The organism is Sphingomonas sp. Sph1(2015) (assembly GCF_001970915.1).
GTDB lineage: Bacteria > Pseudomonadota > Alphaproteobacteria > Sphingomonadales > Sphingomonadaceae > Sphingomonas > Sphingomonas parapaucimobilis.
The window spans coordinates 1-17583 of sequence record NZ_MQUI01000030.1 but is presented as its reverse complement, the minus strand read 5'-3'; the positions used below and the strand labels follow the sequence as shown (position 1 = coordinate 17583).

18 protein-coding genes and 3 pseudogenes are annotated in these 17583 nt (G+C 64.9%); 10 read left to right on the top strand and 11 right to left on the bottom strand.

Features of this window, described 5'->3' with window-relative positions; all coding sequences use genetic code 11:
• Positions 1-439: 439 nt before the first annotated feature.
• The gene (locus tag BSZ14_RS20070; protein WP_231376736.1) at positions 440-919 is read right to left on the bottom strand and encodes a hypothetical protein; all 480 of its coding nucleotides are present in this window, start codon (positions 917-919) and stop codon (positions 440-442) included.
• A gap of 322 nt (positions 920-1241) precedes the next feature.
• Between BSZ14_RS20070 and BSZ14_RS19690 the strand changes: the two genes are divergently transcribed.
• Together BSZ14_RS19690 and BSZ14_RS12645 are read left to right on the top strand one after the other, a co-directional pair.
• A complete protein-coding gene (locus BSZ14_RS19690) occupies positions 1242-1409 on the top strand; it encodes a hypothetical protein (protein ID WP_154651464.1) in 168 nt (55 codons plus the stop codon).
• Positions 1409-2095 carry an MT-A70 family methyltransferase gene (locus BSZ14_RS12645; RefSeq protein ID WP_029623207.1) on the top strand — a complete coding sequence of 229 codons (687 nt, stop codon included), beginning with the start codon at positions 1409-1411 and terminating at the stop codon, positions 2093-2095. Before BSZ14_RS19690 ends, BSZ14_RS12645 begins: the two co-directional genes overlap by 1 nt.
• On the opposite strand, the gene BSZ14_RS12640 is transcribed toward BSZ14_RS12645, so the two are convergent.
• The 3 genes from BSZ14_RS12640 to BSZ14_RS12630 all read right to left on the bottom strand — a co-directional run bounded on the left by BSZ14_RS12640 (position 2061) and on the right by BSZ14_RS12630 (position 4279).
• Complete coding sequence (locus BSZ14_RS12640) at positions 2061-2891, bottom strand: BglII/BstYI family type II restriction endonuclease (RefSeq protein WP_010408784.1); 831 nt, start codon at positions 2889-2891, stop codon at positions 2061-2063. The genes BSZ14_RS12645 and BSZ14_RS12640 overlap by 35 nt on opposite strands.
• A 567-nt stretch (positions 2892-3458) precedes the next feature.
• A complete protein-coding gene (locus BSZ14_RS19685) occupies positions 3459-3605 on the bottom strand; it encodes a hypothetical protein (RefSeq protein ID WP_018250478.1) in 147 nt (48 codons plus the stop codon).
• Positions 3605-4279, bottom strand: a complete 675-nt coding sequence (locus tag BSZ14_RS12630; RefSeq protein ID WP_010408781.1) for a putative quinol monooxygenase — start codon at positions 4277-4279, stop codon at positions 3605-3607. The genes BSZ14_RS19685 and BSZ14_RS12630 overlap by 1 nt, the downstream gene beginning before the upstream one ends.
• Positions 4280-4605: 326 nt before the next feature.
• Here BSZ14_RS12630 and BSZ14_RS12620 point away from each other — a divergent pair, with 326 nt between their 5' ends.
• Complete coding sequence (locus tag BSZ14_RS12620) at positions 4606-5613, top strand: IS110 family transposase (protein WP_010408776.1); 1008 nt, start codon at positions 4606-4608, stop codon at positions 5611-5613.
• A 368-nt stretch (positions 5614-5981) separates the two neighbouring features.
• Here the strand turns inward: BSZ14_RS12620 and BSZ14_RS12615 are convergent, their stop codons facing one another.
• Both BSZ14_RS12615 and BSZ14_RS12610 read right to left on the bottom strand, forming a co-directional pair.
• Positions 5982-7157, bottom strand: coding sequence for a zinc-dependent alcohol dehydrogenase (locus BSZ14_RS12615; protein ID WP_010408774.1), 1176 nt, complete (start codon positions 7155-7157; stop codon positions 5982-5984).
• Between the two features lie 99 nt (positions 7158-7256).
• Entirely contained in the window at positions 7257-7556 is a 300-nt protein-coding gene (locus BSZ14_RS12610) for a diguanylate cyclase (protein WP_231902888.1), read from the bottom strand.
• A gap of 274 nt (positions 7557-7830) precedes the next feature.
• Here BSZ14_RS12610 and BSZ14_RS12605 point away from each other — a divergent pair, with 274 nt between their 5' ends.
• Positions 7831-9996, top strand: coding sequence for a catalase (locus tag BSZ14_RS12605; RefSeq protein WP_076711216.1), 2166 nt, complete (start codon positions 7831-7833; stop codon positions 9994-9996).
• A 95-nt stretch (positions 9997-10091) separates the two neighbouring features.
• Here the strand turns inward: BSZ14_RS12605 and BSZ14_RS12600 are convergent, their stop codons facing one another.
• Genes BSZ14_RS12600 through BSZ14_RS12585 form a run of 4 tightly spaced genes read right to left on the bottom strand, consistent with a single transcriptional unit; the run spans position 10092 to position 13280 of the window.
• Positions 10092-10688 carry a class I SAM-dependent methyltransferase gene (locus BSZ14_RS12600; RefSeq protein ID WP_076711215.1) on the bottom strand — a complete coding sequence of 199 codons (597 nt, stop codon included), beginning with the start codon at positions 10686-10688 and terminating at the stop codon, positions 10092-10094.
• Positions 10685-11338 carry a PIG-L deacetylase family protein gene (locus BSZ14_RS12595; protein WP_076711214.1) on the bottom strand — a complete coding sequence of 218 codons (654 nt, stop codon included), beginning with the start codon at positions 11336-11338 and terminating at the stop codon, positions 10685-10687. Before BSZ14_RS12595 ends, BSZ14_RS12600 begins: the two co-directional genes overlap by 4 nt.
• On the bottom strand, positions 11335-12321 hold the full coding sequence (locus BSZ14_RS12590; protein WP_076711213.1) for an acyl-CoA dehydrogenase: 987 nt from the start codon (positions 12319-12321) through the stop codon (positions 11335-11337). Before BSZ14_RS12590 ends, BSZ14_RS12595 begins: the two co-directional genes overlap by 4 nt.
• On the bottom strand, positions 12318-13280 hold the full coding sequence (locus BSZ14_RS12585; RefSeq protein ID WP_236696979.1) for a glycosyltransferase: 963 nt from the start codon (positions 13278-13280) through the stop codon (positions 12318-12320). The genes BSZ14_RS12590 and BSZ14_RS12585 overlap by 4 nt, the downstream gene beginning before the upstream one ends.
• 248 nt (positions 13281-13528) lie before the next feature.
• Here BSZ14_RS12585 and BSZ14_RS12580 point away from each other — a divergent pair.
• A pseudogene (locus BSZ14_RS12580) lies at positions 13529-13693 on the top strand (hydroxyisourate hydrolase); the annotation flags it as partial.
• Between the two features lie 7 nt (positions 13694-13700).
• On the opposite strand, the gene BSZ14_RS12575 reads toward BSZ14_RS12580, so the two are convergent.
• Complete coding sequence (locus BSZ14_RS12575) at positions 13701-13997, bottom strand: hypothetical protein (protein ID WP_082442131.1); 297 nt, start codon at positions 13995-13997, stop codon at positions 13701-13703.
• A 244-nt stretch (positions 13998-14241) separates the two neighbouring features.
• Between BSZ14_RS12575 and BSZ14_RS12565 the strand changes: the two are divergent.
• From BSZ14_RS12565 to BSZ14_RS12540, 5 genes and pseudogenes are all read left to right on the top strand, one after another.
• Positions 14242-14457: pseudogene (locus BSZ14_RS12565) on the top strand (transposase); the annotation flags it as partial.
• Positions 14458-14540: 83 nt separating this feature from the next.
• Positions 14541-14918 (top strand): IS66-like element accessory protein TnpA, encoded by a 378-nt coding sequence (tnpA, locus tag BSZ14_RS12560; protein WP_056439051.1) that lies wholly within the window; start codon positions 14541-14543, stop codon positions 14916-14918.
• On the top strand, positions 14915-15262 hold the full coding sequence (tnpB, locus tag BSZ14_RS12555) for an IS66 family insertion sequence element accessory protein TnpB (RefSeq protein WP_076711207.1): 348 nt from the start codon (positions 14915-14917) through the stop codon (positions 15260-15262). Before tnpA ends, tnpB begins: the two co-directional genes overlap by 4 nt.
• Before the next feature lie 111 nt (positions 15263-15373).
• Positions 15374-16807, top strand: coding sequence for an IS66 family transposase (gene tnpC, locus BSZ14_RS12550; RefSeq protein WP_056439428.1), 1434 nt, complete (start codon positions 15374-15376; stop codon positions 16805-16807).
• Positions 16808-16833: 26 nt separating this feature from the next.
• Positions 16834-17459: pseudogene (locus BSZ14_RS12540) on the top strand (IS3 family transposase); the annotation flags it as partial.
• Between the last annotated feature and the right edge of the window lie 124 nt (positions 17460-17583).

The window sequence follows — 17583 nt, the reverse complement described above, 5'->3', positions numbered from 1 at the left end:
TCTGACAAGCGGCGGGCCGCAGAAATGCGTTGTCGTCATGGCCCGCCCGCGAGGTCGTCAGAAAGGAAGGCTTTTGCGAACAGCGGGTGGCGCATAGAGCGGGCACAGATATACGTTTACGACTGAACCAGTCGAAGCGCGCTGGCCGCGACCGTCCCGAATGGGATCAATGGTCGGGATAGGATTCTCTTCATGCCCCAGCCGGTATAAAGGAACCGCCCCGATCGTAGCGGCTGCGTCGTTATCCCGCCTACCCAACCCGTGGGCTCGACCTTCGGCCCAGCCGGGCCCGCCTCAACGTGGCCCGTCGACTGCGATGACCGCGGCGTCGTCTAGCTGGAACCGGCCAAAGTCGTCGTCGCCCCATAACGAACGCTCCAGCCGGCCGACAAGCCGGATCGGCTTCCCGGTCGGCATTGACCCATAAGGCAGCGAGTATTCATGGTTTTGCGTCGAGGGAGCCGATCATAGGCAGGAATACGGCACAACCCGTTTCCTTGCAGGAAAGATCAAGCACCAGGTTCTTCCCCGATCCGTCGTTCCGCCCAGCAAACGTCCACAGAAGGCTGCGGCGCTCGGGATAGTTCGGGTCGGCGACACGGTAGGAAGCTACGCCTGCGGGGCGGCCGTCGAGCGTGAGCTGATCCGCTTTGTAGTTGGTCCCGGAGCTCGCGATCGGCAGCGCCGATCCTCGGCCTGTCACTGTGAACATGCCTTCGTAGCCCGGCCCGCGCAGCAGGAACACCGGATCGTCTACCGGGTCCTTTCCCGCCTTCAGAGTCGCATCTGATGGAATGGCGACCGTGCAGCACGAAGGGATCCCGACCGACTTCCAGCCGGCCGGGACCTCGGGTTGCGGTGCGTTCGGCGAGCAGGACACTAGCAGCAATCCCGCTACCGACCACACCGCGACCCTCATATCACCGCACTCCGTAGGCGTTGCGAAGCGCTGTCGTCTCCGTCGAGCACGGGGTGCGACGCACCACGCCCGCCGGCTGACTATAGTGCATGACGCACGCCGTGTTGTTGGCTTCACCGAAGCCCAAAGCATGATCGAATTGTGACCGCCAATCGTGAGGTGCTGGAGGCGTGTCAGAAGCGCGCCAACAAGACAGGAAAATCGGTGCAGTGCACCGGCACGGTCGAGCCAGTAGGCAAAGAGGCTCGTAAGTGAGGGTAATCGTCTTGCAATCCGTATTACAAGGCAATACCAGAACATACATGGTACGCCGGAGAGGCATATGGCAGACGATATCGTTGTAACAGTGCGGGTGCCGAAGAAGCTCGCGCAAAAGGCACGGCAAGTTGCTGATAGTCGTGACGAAACAGTGAGTCAGGTCATCCGGCGAGGCTTGCGTGGCTATGTGGGTCGCGCGCCAAAATCGATTAAGAATGAGGACGCAGCCTAATGTCAGAATCCAAGCGCAAGGCGTCCAAGAAGTCACCGGATTATAGTCCGGCAGCTATGGATCTGTTGAACGTCGCAGGGGGCGGCAATTTCAGAACAGTACTGGCGGATCCGCCGTGGCAGTTTCAAAACCGTACCGGGAAGGTGGCACCCGAGCACCGCCGCCTAAACCGCTACGGGACAATGACGCTGGACGAGATTTGCGAGCTACCGGTGCAGGAGTGCGTTGCGCCAACCGCCCACCTCTACCTGTGGGTGCCTAATGCGCTCTTGCCGGACGGCTTGCGTGTAATGCGGGAATGGGGCTTTGAGTATAAATCCAACATCGTATGGCGGAAGATCCGCAAGGATGGCGGATCTGATGGTCGGGGCGTGGGATTCTATTTCCGCAACGTTACAGAACTGATCCTATTTGGCGTCCGGGGCAAGAACGCCCGCACGCTTGATCCGGGTCGGACACAGGTGAACTATCTTGAGAGCCGCAAGCGGGAGCACAGCCGTAAGCCTGACGAGCAATATCCGCTGATTGAGGAATGCAGCCCCGGCCCGTTCTTGGAGATGTTCTCGCGTGGAACGCGGCCGGATTGGACCGTATGGGGCAACCAGGCGGACGAGGAATATACCCCTTCCTGGCCGACGTATGCCCATCACTCTAGGGCTGGGCTGGTGGCGGAAGCGGCTGAATAGGCTCAGCAAGGATCTCCTGCTCCTCCTCGCCCTCGGCGATGGCGCCCACGTCGAGATGCTCATCGAAAGTGACGATTGAGCTGGGTAGTCCAATGAGGAGGAGCGGGCATGGATTGCCGACGCCGCGGTGCACGCGATCTTCTAGCTTTCGCCAATGGGTCGTGGCGGCCCCATATTTATCCTTCACGAAACTAAGCGACCAAGCGTCTGCAAAGGTCGCGCCGCCTGCTCGCATACGCCGAGCAACATCGGCCTTCTGCCGGGGGGTGGGCGTCAGTCCCAAAGATCCAAGGTCATCACTCGACTCCAGACCCCGCTCGGTTGCAAACCGGCGGACGAGCTGCACCATGTCGTCCTGTAGGCTCGATCCCCGCGTGACAATCACGCCAACGCTGATCGCCCCCTCCGCGTGCAGCCGCTTAAAGTTCTCCAGGTCGCGGTCGAAGAATGGATCCTTGTTGTTCCACTCGATTTCGAGCGCGATGACGCGGCCATCGGCGAAGGTACGGACATGATCGACCTCATGGGAGATCGACTCCCTTTGGACGCCGTTGATGCGCTTTTCGATCGTGAAATTGACCTTGTGCCAGCCCAGCTCGGCCAAGGCGCGCCGGAGACGCTGAGTGCCCTTTGTCTCGCCTCCACCCGAGCCGATGATCTCCTCAATTGGGATGGATAGCGCGCCGAGCGCCGCTTCCAACTCCCCGATCGCGTCGGGAAAATCGACGCTCAGGATGGCCGTGGCATGGCTGTGAAACTCAATTTGGAAGCCGCGAGCGGCCAGATCTTCAAACATGCTCGTCCAAGAGTCGCTTCTGATGCGCCCAGGTGCCATAGATTGCCGGGCTAGGGCGAGGCCCCTATGCTCACCGAGGCGATTGCGCACGAGAGGATTGGCCACCTATCCGACTTTGCCGGCAAGCGGGTAGAGCGGTGGTGGGTGGATGCCCTGTTTCTCGCACTAGATCGTCTCATTGAGGATAGGGAGCTGGACGGAGAGCGCGTCAGCCCTGAGCGCTACGGCTCCCTATTGGGGCGATCGAGCTTCGCCCAAATTGCGGGTGCCCGCAGCTTGGAGAAGGATCTTGCGACCAAGCACCTAGTCGCCCTCTACACCGCTTGTGGCGGTAGAGAGCGCTTTTCCGATCAGCACGTCCGTGAGCGGACGGAACTGACCATACCCGATGTTCAATGGTTTGCCGCTAACGACAATCGACCCCAGGGAGCTGTGCATCCCTCAAATCCACGGTTCACTACCCGCTCTGCTGAGGCCTTGGCGGGCGATTTTACATTGGAGGATCTGGGCTTCATCTTCGTTCCTTCGTCACTACGACGAAGCCCAGATCCTCCTTAAATCACAACCTCAAATCTGTGCCATTGGTGCTGACGGCGGACACGCGACCTTGGTGAGCTTCGAATCCGTGCCCGCGGACTTGAACGCGAACGCGGCCCCGGCTGCCGCGGTGCTGGCGACGGCCGCTCCAACGAGCACCTTCTGCTTCGTGTCCATCAGACTGTCCCTCTCTCAAGGGGCCGCGCGACCGACGTGTTCCTGCTCGTCCTCTCCTCATCACCAGCGGATGCAATCTTGAACGCCAAGATTTGTGCGCGGTGGATCTGGGGAGGCTCGGCGAACAGCGAAGCAGCGCTTCCGGATAGCGCCGTGCCGATTTCGCCCGACAGATGCGTCTCGCGCCCTGCCTCGTCGGCGAAGGTATCGAGGATGGCGAACCGAGTCTTTCCGAGACGCAGAGCGTACCACGACAGGGTGCCAGGCTCCCGCTCCACGGCCGATCGGGCTCCTTGGAGGAAGCGGGCAACCTCTTCCTCCGCACCGTCCCGTGCTTCAAGCGGAACATGCAGGGCCAAGCGCGGCAGGGCGTCCGCCGCCGGCACCTTGAGGGCGAGGATGTCGGCCGGCTCGATCTCCGGCAATCCGTTGAGGATGGTGAAGGTCTTCACGACCAGCGCCCGGCCGACCGTGCCGAACAGATGCTTCAGCCGGCCGGCATTGCCGGGGAAGGTATCGAAGATGGCGAAGTCGGCGGGGCCAAAGCGCAGCGCGTACCAGTGCCGCGTGTCCTGCTCATGCTCGACCGGCTCCAGCGCACCCCGGAGGAATTCAGCGGCATCTTCCTGGTGGGTCGGCCCGGCTTCAATGCCTACGAACAGTGCCTTGTGCATCTTTTCTCTCCTTGTTCCGATGGTAGCGCCTCGAGCTCCACGGAAGGCGTCCTGGGCCTAAATCATGGGAAGTTCGCGCGGCCGGGCGCCGACAGCCCGTTCGGCCAGGGCGACTTCCCCGGCCCGCGCACCCCTGGCGGGCGCGTGCTGGAGGAGATCGCGGCCAGCCACGGCGCGACCGCACGCCAAGTGGCGCTTCGCTTCCTGGTGCGTCGGCCATCGCTGTTCGCTATGGTCAACGAGTCATCGTGTAATTTGTGGCTGCTTCCCCGGGCCGGCTGAGCGGCGCACCTTCTGGTTGTCGGACCTGAAGGAAGGAAGCAGCTATGAAGCACTATGCCGGAATAGACCTGTCGATGGAAACGTCGCACGTCTGCATTGTCGATGCCGAAGGGCGCAAGGTCGCAGCGCAATGCGTGGACAGCACGCCGGAAGCGATCGCCGCGCTGCTGGAACGCCATGGTCCGATGGAACGCGTGGTGATCGAGACCGGCCGGATGACGCCATGGGTTGCGCGTGGCCTGCACGAGCTGGGCGTCGCGATCGTGTGCATCGATGCGCGCCAGGCCCACCAGAGCCTCAAGGCGATGAAGGCGAACAAGACTGATCCACATGACGCAGCGGGGCTCGCGCAGTTGGCCCGGACCGGCTTTTACAAGGAGGTGCACGTCAAGTCGCCGACATCGCACGGTGTACGCTCGGTGATCACCGCCCGCGCGCACCTGGTCGAGGCGCGCGTCCGGCTCGACAACACCATCCGCGGCTTATGCGCTACCTTCGGGATCAGACCGGGAGCTGGCCAGGGCGAGCGGTTTCTCGCACGGGTGCAGGCCGCCATCGCTGTCCCGGGGCTCGGCGAGGCAGTGGCTTCGCTGCTTCGGGCGCGAACCGGGCTGGTCGACGAGATCCGTCGGATGGATCGCGAGCTCAAGGCGATCAGCATCGCCTCTCCAGCCTGTCAGGCGCTGATGAGCATCCCGGGCGTCGGTGTGCAGACCTCGGCTGCGTTCGCCGCCGCCGTCGATGAAGCGGGTCGGTTCAAGCGGTCGCGGACAGCCGGCGCCTACTTTGGCCTCGTCCCACGTCGGCACCAGTCCGGCGAGCTCGACTGGACCGGCCGGATCACCAAGCAGGGCGACGGCACCGTCCGCAAGCTCCTCTACGAGGCGGCGAACTCGATCCTGACGCGCACGCGGCAGACCTTCGCGCTGAAGACCTGGGCGCTGAAGATCGCGAAGCGGCGCGGCCTCAAGAAAGCCCGGGTCGCGCTCGCCCGCCGCCTCGCCGTCATCATGCACGCCATGCTCCGCGACGGCACCTTGTTCGAGGCCTGAAATGCGATAAGTTCCCGTTCGCCAGCGGTGATGCTCTCCAGCTGACCCGATGGCGGTGTCCCGCGAGGGAACGCAGGGACGGACGATCTGCGAAGGTTATCAGATGGGCTCCCGAGCCCGCTTCGAGTCAATGCAACGTCCGGCCTTGTGAGACCCGATACAGCACGACCGATCCTCGGATCGGCGAGTGCGGACAGATCCTTGAGACCCTCAAGGGACAACCGCCGAGCGACTGCAAATTACAGATCCTGACCCTAGGTCTGCCGACATACTTGGTCGCAAGCTGATCGACACCGCCGCTACACGTGCTCCAAAGCGGCGGTGTCGATCGGCATCGATAAGCGTCCTGTTCCCGGTTATTCCGCCAATCAACCGTGCGGGCGCATAACAACCTTGATCACACCTTCTTCCTTGTCGCGGAATTTAGCGTACATTTCTGGCGCGTCTTCAAGACTGGCCGGGTGGGTGATCACGAAGCTGGGGTCGATCGCGCCCGCGACGATTTTTTCCAGCAACGGTCTAGTATAGCGCTGCACGTGGGTTTGGCCGAGCTTGATCGTTAGTCCTTTGTTCATCGCTGCACCGATCGGAAGCTTGTCACCCATCCCGACGTAGACGCCGGGCACGGAGACCGTGCCGCCCTTGCGGCAGCTCATGATCGCCTGCCGCAGGACGTGGACGCGATCAGTGGCGAGCATCATGCTTGCCTTCACCTTGTCCATGACCGCGTCCGCCGCCCCGTGCGCGGCCGCCTCGCAGCCGACAGCATCGATGCAGCTGTCGGGGCCCCGGCCCTTGGTTCGCGCCTGCAGCTCGTCGTAGACATCGGTTTCGGCGAAGTTAATCGTCTCAGCGCCACCGGCCTCCGCCATGGCGAGTCGCTCGGGCACCTCGTCGATCGCGATCACGCGGCCGGCGCCCATCATCAGCGCGGAGCGGATGGCGAACTGGCCGACCGGACCGCAGCCCCAGATCGCGACGGTGTCGCCATGCTCGATCTGCGCATTCTCGGCGGCCATGTAGCCGGTCGGGAAGATATCCGATAGGAAGAGGGCCTGCTCGTCGGTAACGTTGTCGGGAATCTTGATCGGACCAACATCCGCCATCGGCACGCGGAGATACTCCGCCTGGCCGCCGCAGTAGCCGCCCAGCATGTGGCTGAAGCCGAACAGCCCGGCGGGCGAATGGCCCATCGCTTTGGCGGCCATATCGGCGTTCGGATTGGTCCGATCGCAGGCCGCAAACAGACCCTTCTTGCAGAACCAGCAATCGCCGCAGCTGATCGTGAACGGCACGACGACACGGTCGCCGATCTTGAGGTTGGTTACCTCGGACCCGAGCGCCACGACCTCGCCCATGTTCTCGTGGCCGAGGATATCGCCGGCTTCCATGGTGGGCTGGTAGCCATCCAGCAGGTGAAGGTCCGACCCGCAGATCGCGCAGGCGGTTATTTTGATGATCGCATCGCGCGGGTGCTTGATCTCGGGATCCGCAACGGTGTCGACGCGGACATCGCCTTTACCGTGCCAGCATAGTGCGCGCATGTCGTTTCCTCATCTGAGTGGATGTCCCTGTCGTCAGGGCCATGTCTATGACGCTCAACGCCTTGAGCCGCGGCATGGGTCCCCGTCCATTTGATTCGTTTACATCAACGAGCGGCCGTAAAACGGCCGTACGGCCAGCGGGTTGAACGCAGACGGCATGCCCGGCTTGAAAGCCAGCAAGATAATGAAGTGGGTCGCCCAGGCCGTGCAGCCGGCCGACACGATGGTGACAGGTTCCCACAGGCTGCGCGTCTTCCGCCCTGAGCGTACGGCATGGTCGGCCAGGGCAAAGGACGCATAGATACCGCAGAGGCAAACCAGGCCCGCGAGCAGCACCAACCACGGATCGTGGTCGTGCCAGACGCAGTCGAAAACCTGTACGACCTGGGAGTACATCATGCTCGGCTAACGGCAAGGCGTTAAGACATCCTCAACCGGTCCATATCGGCTTTCCCTGGCTGTGATCCAGGACCAAGGAAGCCGCAGTCGGGTTCTGCGCAGCCATGAACACTTACGTTGCCGAGCCCGCGCCTGTCGTCCGAACCGGCGACCATGCTCGACTGACATAACTTGATTTCGCTCCTCCGGGTCGGTTCCCAGTCGCTACAAAGATTTATGCCTCGCACCGCCGTGGCGCTGGTGGCATTAAGGGCATGATCGGAGGATTACGTCCATGGCACGCAAGAGCATCAAAAGCGCGGTGAAACTCAAGGGCGAGACGGCCAAGAAGGCACCGCCGCTGCCGGCGGGTGCCGACCAGCCGACGAACTATGCCGAGCAGCAGGGCCATGGCGGTGAAACCCGCCAGACGACCTCGGACGCGGCACTTACCATGACCACGCAGCAGGGCATCCCGATCGCGGACGCCCAGAACAGTCTCAAGGCGGGTCTGCGGGGCCCCACGCTGCTCGAAGACTTCATCCTCCGCGAAAAGATCTTCCATTTCGATCACGAGCGCATCCCGGAGCGCGTCGTCCACGCACGCGGCTATGGCGCGCACGGCGTGTTCGAACTGACCGACAGTCTGGCCGACTACACCCGCGCCGACGTGCTGAGCACGGTCGGGCAGCAGACCGAGGTGTTCGTCCGCTTCTCAACGGTAGCGGGCAACAAGGGCTCGCGCGATCTGGCGCGCGACGTGCGCGGCTTCGCCGTCAAGATGTACACGAAGCAGGGCAACTGGGACATCGTCGGCAACAACATCCCGGTGTTCTTCATCCAGGATGCCATCAAGTTCCCCGATCTGGTCCATGCGGCCAAGCAGGAGCCCGACCGGGCGTTCCCCCAAGCGCAAACCGCACACGACAATTTCTGGGATTTCGCCAGCCTCACCCCGGAAGCCTGGCACATGATCATGTGGATCATGTCCGATCGCACGATCCCCCGCTCCTTCCGCACGATGGAGGGCTTCGGCGTCCACAGCTTCCGCCTGGTGAACGCGGAAGGCAGGTCGACCTTCGTCAAGTTCCACTGGAAGCCGCGCCAGGGGCTCCAGTCGGTGCTGTGGAACGAGGCGGTCAAGATCAGCGGCGCCGATCCCGACTATCATCGCCGCGATCTTTGGGAGGCGATCGAGAGCGGTGACTTCCCGCAATGGGATCTCGGCGTCCAGCTGTTCGATCAGGAAACCGCCGACAAGCTTCCCTTCGACCATCTCGACTCGACCAAACTCATCCCCGAGGAGGACGTGCCGGTCCGCATCGTCGGTACGCTCACGCTCAATCGCAACGTCGACAACTTCTTCGCCGAAACCGAGCAGGTCGCTTATTGCACGCAGAACATCGTGCCGGGCATCGACTTCAGTGACGACCCGCTGCTGCACGGCCGCAACTTCTCCTATCTCGATACCCAGCTGAAGCGGCTCGGCAGCCCGAACTTCACCCACCTGCCGATCAATGCCCCGCGCTGTCCGGTGATGAACTTCCAGCAGGACGGCCACATGGCGATGCGCAATCCAAAGGGGCGCGTGAACTATGAGCCGAACAGCTGGGGCGCGGAAGGCGGTCCGCGCGAGAACGCGGAGATCGGCTTCACCAGCTTCCCCGCTGAGGTTCAGGGGACCAAGCAGCGGATTCGGTCCGAAACCTTTGCCGATCATTACAGCCAGGCGCGGCAGTTCTATCTCAGCCAGCAGCCGATCGAGCAGAAGCACATCGGCGACGCGCTGGTGTTCGAGCTGTCGAAGGTAGAGCGTGTCGACATCCGGGCCCGGGCGGTCAGCCACCTGCGCAACATCGACGAGGATCTCGCCGCTACCGTTGCGAACGGGCTCGGCCTCGACCTGCCGGACGCCGCCAAGGCGGCCAAGCCGACGCTAGACCTGCCGACATCGTCGGCGCTCTCGATCGTCGCCAACGGCCCGGCGAATTTCGCCGGGCGAAAGATGGGCCTGCTGCTGACCGATGGGTCGAGCGCCGAGCTGTTCAATGCGCTGACCAAGGCGCTGGAAGCCGAAGGCGCGGTCTGGGAGGTGGTCGCGCCGAAGATCGGCGGGGTCACGCTCGACGACGGCACCAAGGTCGCGGCCAAGCAGAAGATCGACGGCGGACCTTCGGTCCTGTTCGATGCCGTCGCGGTGCTCCCGTCCGAGGAGGGGGCTGCGATGCTCGCCAAGGATGCGGCCTCCAAGGACTTCGTGGCGGACGCGTTCGGCCACTGCAAGTTCATCGGCTACACCGATGCAGCCGCCACGTTGCTCGACGCTGCCCGGGTGCCGGAGCTTGACGATGGCTTCGTAGCCCTAAGCAAGAGCAAGGACGTCAAGGCGTTCGTCACGACCTGTCGTGACCTCAGGTTCTGGGCTCGAGAAATGAAGGTCGATCTCGACGCGGCGGCCTGACGACCCTGGCGGGAGCGGCAGGTGGACGTCCTGCCGCTCCACTTAACGGCAAGCCTCATATCGCACGGACGTGGGACGCGCTGCCTCGCTCGCGTTCAACGGGATCGGGTCATACCATCGGCGCGGGCCGCGGTAACGACCCAGCGGCCGGTGCGGCGCGCGGTGCGAACCGTCCAACAACGCCCGGTCTCTGCGAGGAACCGGGCGTGGATCCCTGCCGCATGCTGGACGAAATCGTAGAAATCAATCCTGTGGTGCGCGAGCACGATGATGCCGCCTGGGCGCAGGCGAGCGGCCATCTCACGCGCAACCCGGGCCATCTCTCGCGCTGAGAGGTAATACAGGATCTCGGCGATCACGATCACGTCATAGACGAGACGTGGCGGACGACCGGGGAGCACGAGCAGCGATGCGCACGCACGAGGCCAGGCCGCGACGGCGCGTGCCGTCAGGTCGACCCCCTCCCTCGTGCCCTCGGTCGCATCGAGGCGCAACGCCATCCTCGCGATCGCGGCACTGTTGGATCCGTTGCCGCTGGCCAGCTCCAGCACCCGTCCGACCGGTCGGTGACCTATTGCGTGCAGGATCGCGGCACGCTTCACCGCCTCGTCACGGGCGGTGAAGGTGCGCCAGGGATCGTCGTCGCCGGCGAACTTGGCGGCGAACCCGGCAAGATCGATCGGGCTCGTCACTTCGAACCCGGCCGGTAGCGCTCGACCGGACGAGCAAAGGCCGCAAGCTCGTGTCTCGCGATCGTGAAGCCTGCTGGGTCATCGGAAACGGCGCCGAGCTGCGTCCGGTAGACGCGGATCAGGGACCGCTTAACCGGAACTCCTCCAGGCACAGCGATGCGCCATGCCGGTCCGGACCGGTCCGGGCGAGGCGGCCACACGCGGTAGGTCAGCCGACCGGCGCCACCCGGGCATCCGGCTACGGCCGCGGCTACGGCGCGGTGATCGGGATGGTCGTCATCGCAGGCCGGTCCGACGATGAGATCGAGATCCCGGCATCGTGCGACCTGGCGGCGCAGCGCGCGATAACAGCGCCCCGGGATCGAGGGCAACTGGCCATCGGGCAAATTGAGGAACGAGACGTCGCCAGCAACGATGCCGAGACGACGTAGCGCATGAAGGCTCTCACGCTGGCGAGCCGCGACCAGTCGCGTCCTCGGCCATTTTCGGCTGCCCCGGTGAGATGCGGCACCATCGGTCACGACCGCAACCCGGACCCGAGCTCCATGGCGGCGAAGCCGCGCAATGAGGCCTGCCGCGCCGATGACCTCGTCATCCGGGTGCGGGGCGATCACCAGCGCGACACGCACGTTTCGCAGCGCGATCCTCACAGGATGGGGTCGAGGATGTGCTCGGCGACAGCCTGGCCGACGCGAAGGCGATGCGCGTCAGGCGCCGGCTGGCGCAGGTACACCATGAGATCGGCGATCTTTGCCGCCAGCGGATGCGACAGGAACAACCCCTGCAGCCCGACCGCCTCCTGCGCGATCGTCAGGGCGCGCTCGGCAAAACCGGCGATCGATAGCCGCGCAGCGGACACCCGGGCGAGGCGTTCCGCATCCGTCCCGCTGAACCAGGCGCCCGCCGTGTCGCGGATGCTCGCCGCTGCACCCTGGGCAAGCAGGAACAGGTCGGCGAGGCGCGATGCCTGGAACGGATCGGAAGCGCGCTCGTGGGTGGTCAGGTGGTCACGCACTGCATCGAGCAGGCCGGCGATGCCGCCGGCATGAACCGCGGCGAAGCGCAGCGCGCCTCCGCTGAAGAACGGCTCCCGCGCATAGCTGCCGGGCTCGCCGATACGGCCGTCTTCACCGATCACAGAGCCGGACCAGCGCACCAGATGTGTCTCCGAGCGCTGCATGCCGATCGTCTGCCACCACTCCCGATCGATGGCAGGTGGATCGGCCTCGAGGTCGAGCAGGAGCAGCTGCGGTCCGCGTTCGCTATCCGCGGTTACCAGCGCGTGAGTCAGTATCCCCGCCCCCGATGCATAGCCCTTGCCGCCGGTCAGCCGTCCGCCGGTAAGCACCAGCGGCTCACCCGGCAGGCCCGCATTCCAAACACCCAACGTCGCTCCCGCAGCGATGCGCGCCCGCAACGCAGCGACCTGGGACGACGTGCCGTATCGAAACACGATCTGCACCGCATCGACATGCCCCTCAAGCAGGCGCCCGATGGGGAGATCCCGGCGTCCCGCAGCGTAAAGAGGGCGGAGCAGGTCCAGATATGCCTTGGGCGTCGTCGGATCGCCGGCGGGATCGGTCGCCCACCCCGCCGCGACGATCCCATGACGCAGAGCCCCGACCGTCGTCATACCGCCTGCTCGCAAAGCTGGCGCTCGAGCAAAGCCAGGGCCTGCTCGGCCTCAGCGAGGGTGACGTCGGCTATATCGGGCAGTGCCGGCACGACACGCATGGCGAACGCCTCTGCGTTGGGGCAGTCGCGCGCGACGCCGATCACATGGTCACCGGTCAATCCGATACGGTCGCCGAAGCGAGCTGCGACAAAGGAATCGGGGAGCCCGGCCCAAATGCGGCGCGCCTCCGCCTGCTGTCGGTATTGCCATGCCGCCCCTCGGGGATGCGGCATTGAGGGTGCCCCGTGATGGTCGATAGCACTGAGCGCAGCCGCCATGCCGCCCGGCGCCCGGCCGAGCCGCCGTGAGGAGGTCGCAACCACCATGCCGGGATCGCGGCGCACGCGAAACCCGGCGCGCCCGGCATCGTCGAGCAGGGCGGCGTCCTCGCCGCATGGCACCGGCTGGAAGCCACCCAGCGCCTGATAGGCTCCGGGTCGGAAGGCCATGTTGGCGCCTCCCGAGCAGTGGGAGCCGGTCGGACTGTCCCACGGAACGGGGTCGACCGATCGTCGGTAGGCGTGAAGCCGATCGAGGTAGCGCTCGACCCTCCCCTGCACCGGATCCCGCTCCGCTGCGATCCGGACGATTCGCCCGGCGACAAGGTCGGCCGAGGCCAGGCCCTGCAGTGCCGCCCTGACCCAATCGGCACGGGGCTGGCTGTCGGCGTCGGTCGTCAGGAGAATACCGTGGGGCGTGCTCGCCGCATGATGCAGGCCGAGGGCGATGGCGGCCCGGCGTGCACGACCGGCATTGGCATCAGGGGACGGGTCTCCCTGAGCCACCGTGAACGGAAGGGCCATGCGACCAGCATGCTCGAGTATTACCTGCTCGCTCGCATCCGAGCAATTATCAAGGAGGAAGAACACGGCAGCCTCGACGTCGCCCAGGTCCAGTCGCTCGATCGCCTCCAGCAACTTCGGTAACGCAGTCTCCTCGTTGCGGACCGGAACACAGATCGCAGCTGACACAGGTCGCAACGGCACCCCCACCATCGGTTTCGCAGGACCGGCGACCCTGCCTTGCAGGACTGTAGGTGATAAACGCCGGTTTCGATAGCTGCTCGCGGTGATGCAAGATGCCAGATCGTCATGCAGGACTATAGGTTTGCCCGGTTTCAACCGAGATATCGGCGTCGGGTAGGTAGCCGTCGAAGTTCGCGCCGCGCACCTACAAGCTGCTGTTCGACATGGCAGGCTACCCGGATGCGAAGGCGGTGCCATTCTTCCCCGAGATCGATCCCGTGTTCCGCGTCACCGACCCTGCCGCGCACTACCATGTGCCGGTCGTGGTCAGCCCCTTCGGCTACTCCACCTACAGGGGCAATTGATCACCGATCACGCCTCGATCCCTGCCTGGTGCATCGGCTTATAGAGCTCGTGCTCAAGCGACCGCAGGTAGCGGTCGAGGCGCTCTACCAGTGTTGCGACGTCCGCAGCATAGGCTGGGACGTTCGAAGCTATCGCGTTGCTGCTCCAACGCCGTATGTGGTCGGAGTAGCGTAGCCGAAGCTCGCGATCCTCTTCCATGATCCGCTCGTAAGTCGGCATCTGGTCGGCGAAATAGCCTCGAGCCTCCTTGTTCCAGCCCTGCTGTGTAGGCAGATGCTCCCGTACCGCATTGGCCAGGTTCATTCGTAGCCGGCCGAGGTCGGTAAGCGGAGGTCCGGCCCTGACGCAGTCACGAAGTGCGTAGGCAGCGGCGCGGATCGCCTCGTGGGAGCGCCTGCTATCATCGGGCCTCATCATCTCGTTCTACTCGCCATCATCTTACTAGCCGTCATTGCTGGCGCGCCGCGCGCCGATCATGGCCGTCTGAGCTGCCCCCTTCTGAGTGGTCCATCGACTATTACAGTCTGGACCAAGGAAGGGACGACGAATGCCTGCGAAGAAGCACAAGCCCGAGGAGATTATCGGGAAGCTACGTGAGGTTGAGATCATGCTGGGTCAGGGCGGCACGACCGCCGAGGCCTGTCGGCGCATCGCGGTCAGCGAGCAGACCTACTACCGCTGGCGCAAGGAATATGGTGGCCTGAAGACCGATCAGACTCGGCGGATGAAGGATCTGGAAAAGGAGAACCTGCGGCTGCGCCGTAAGCGTCCGGTCTTCTCCGCCTTGCCGACGAGGTGATGCGCAAGCCACAGGTGCGGCACTGTGGCAGACACCGGTGCGGCATCATGGCGACGCGAATTATCGAGATGGTTGGGCCTGAACCGCGCCGGCGGTTCAGCGAAGATGACAAGGCACGGATCGTGTCGGAGGCGATGATGCCGGGTGCCAGCGTGTTGGAGGTGGCGCGGCGACACCGGGTGTGCACGTCGCTGGTGTATCGCTGGCGACGCACGCTGCTGCGCGATGGGGTGGCGAGCGAAGCATTGCCGTTGCCGGGGCCGGCATTCATTCCGGTCGAGGTGGCGGGCGCGCCCATGGTGCCGCATTCGGAGCCGCTCGGACCGGGTGTGGTGGAAGTGGTCGGCCCGGCCGGGCAACGCATCCGCCTGGCACCTCCCATCGACGCGCGGGTGCTCAAGACCGTGCTGGCGGGGTTTGCTTGATCGGGCCGCCGGGCGGTGTCCGGGTGTATCTGGCGGCCGGGGTCACGGACATGCGCAAGGGCTTCGACGGGCTGGCCGCGCTGGTACAGCAGCGGCTGCGCCAGGATCCGTTTGGCGGTGCGGTGTACGCCTTCCGGGGCAAGCGTGGCGATCTGGTCAAGCTGCTGTGGTGGGATGGTCAGGGTCTCGTGCTCCATGCCAAGCGCCTGGAGCGGGGCCGGTTCACCTGGCCGGCGACCGCGGACGGCGTCGCGGTGCTGACCCCGGCGCAGCTGTCGATGCTGCTCGAAGGGGTGGACTGGCGGCATCCGATCCGGTCCTCGCAGCCGACCTTGGCCTGGTAAAAAGTACGGTTTCCTGCGGCTTTCGCGTGTATCGGCACGGGGGTTCTGGTATAAGCGGGCGTGTCGCCCGATGCCGCCTCGCTGCCCGACGATATCGCCCTTCTGAAGGCCATGCTCATTGCTGCCGGCGCCGAGCTGGAGCAGTTGCGGATGCAGGTCGCGCGGCTGCGGCGCATGGCCTTCGGCCGTTCGTCGGAGAAGCTGACGCACCAGGCTGACCAGCTGGAACTCGGGCTGGAAGAGCGCGAGGCGGAAGCCGCCACTGCGGCGATGCCGGTGGTCACCCGGACACGGGAGACCGCCAGGCCGTATCGACAGCCGCTGCCCGACCATCTGCCCCGCACCGAGGTCGTGCATGAGGCACTGTGCGTCTGCCCCGACTGCGGTGGTGCCATGCGGCGCATGGGCGAGGACGTTACGGAACAGCTCGACTATGTGCCCGCCTCGTTCCGGGTCGTGCGCCACGTCCGGCCGCGGCTCAGCTGCCGGTCATGCGAGCGCATAGTGCAGGCGCCGTTGCCGTCCATGCCCATCGAGCGCGGTCGACCCGGTGCGGGGCTGCTCGCCCATGTGCTGGTGTCCAAATACGCCGACCATCTGCCGCTCTACCGCCAGTCGGGCATCTATGCTCGCCAGGGCGTCGACCTTGCCCGCTCCACGCTCGCCGACTGGGTCGGGCGCTCGGCCGCGCTCCTCGGCCCCTTGGTCGACGCGCTCGAGCGCCACGTCATGGGCGGCGCGACCCTCCATGCCGACGACACGCCGGTGCCGGTACTGGCCCCTGGCGCCGGTCGCACCAGGACGGGCAGGCTGTGGACCTATGTACGCGACGAGCGCGGGGCTGGCGGCGAGGCTCCGCCCGCCGTGCTGTTCCACTACGCGCCCGACCGCAAGGGCGAACGACCCGCCGGACATCTTGCCCGGTTCCGGGGCGATCTGCACGCCGATGGCTATGCCGGGTTCGACCGCCTGTATGGCGACCGCATCGCAGAGGTGGCCTGCTGGGCGCATGTCAGGCGCAAGTTCTTCGACGTCCACGCCGCAACCGGCTCCGCCACGGCCCGCGAGGCACTGGACCATATCGCCGGCCTCTATGCCGTCGAACAGGATGTGCGTGGTCGGCCCCCGGACGAGCGACGGCACGCGCGCCAGGCCAGGGCCGGACCGCTGCTCGATGCATTCCGTCAGTGGCTCGATGCAACGGGACCGAAACTGTCCCGGCGCTCCGACCTTGCGGTCGCTATCCGCTATGCGCTCACCCGCTGGACGGCGCTGACCCGCTATGCCGACGATGGTCGCCTGGAGATCGACAACAATGCCGCCGAGCGCTCGCTGCGCGGTATCGCCGTCGGGCGCAAAAACTGGCTATTCGCGGGCTCCGACCAGGGCGGGCACCGCGCCGCCAGCATCTACAGCCTGGTGGAAACCGCCAGGCTCAACGGCGTCGACCCCGAGGCCTGGCTGGCCGACACCATCAGACGCATCGCAGACCATCCGGCCCGCCGGGTCGCTGAACTGCTGCCGTGGAACTACCGGCCCGTTTGAGGTGACGCCGTCACCGGACGCTTACGCTGCGCCGGGCGATCTCGGATCTGACGCTGGACAAGCTCATCCTGCAGGAGGCAGCCAAGGGAAACTTCTGAGCCCCGCACGGCGTCGGCGCTGCATCGACCAGGTCCGGGAGGTGCTGGATGTATCCGAGCGGCGGGTGTGCCGCGTGCTCGGCCAGCACCGGTCGACGCAGCGCAAGGTGCCGTTCGGGGCAGATGACGAGCTGGCGCTCACCGAGGATATCATCGCCCTTGCCAGGCAGTACGGGCGCTACGGCTATCGCCGGGTGACGGCGCTGCTGCATGCGGCGGGTTGGTCGGTGAACCATAAACGGGTGGAACGGATCTGGCGACGCGAGGGGCTGAAGGTGCCGCAGCGCCAGCCGAAACGCGGCCGGTTATGGCTGAACGATGGCTCGTGCATCCGGTTGCGGCCGGAGTATCCGGGGCATGTCTGGGCTTACGACTTCGTCGAGGAACGCACCCATGACGGACGCAAGTTCCGCATCCTTACCATTATCGACGAGGCGAGCAGGGAGTGCCTGGCACTCGTCGTCGCGCGCCAGCTCAAACACGAAGACGTACTGGCAGCGCTGGCCGAGTTGTTCATCGAGCGTGGTCCGCCCGCGCATATCAGGTCGGACAACGTCCTATGTCGGGAAGCAGCGGCGGGTTTTGGCCAGCAGATATCGATGCGCCGACAACCATCGGCGCGGCATGCAATCTGAGCCAGATGGCTCCCACCGTCAACGGGATCGCTCCCTGCCATAG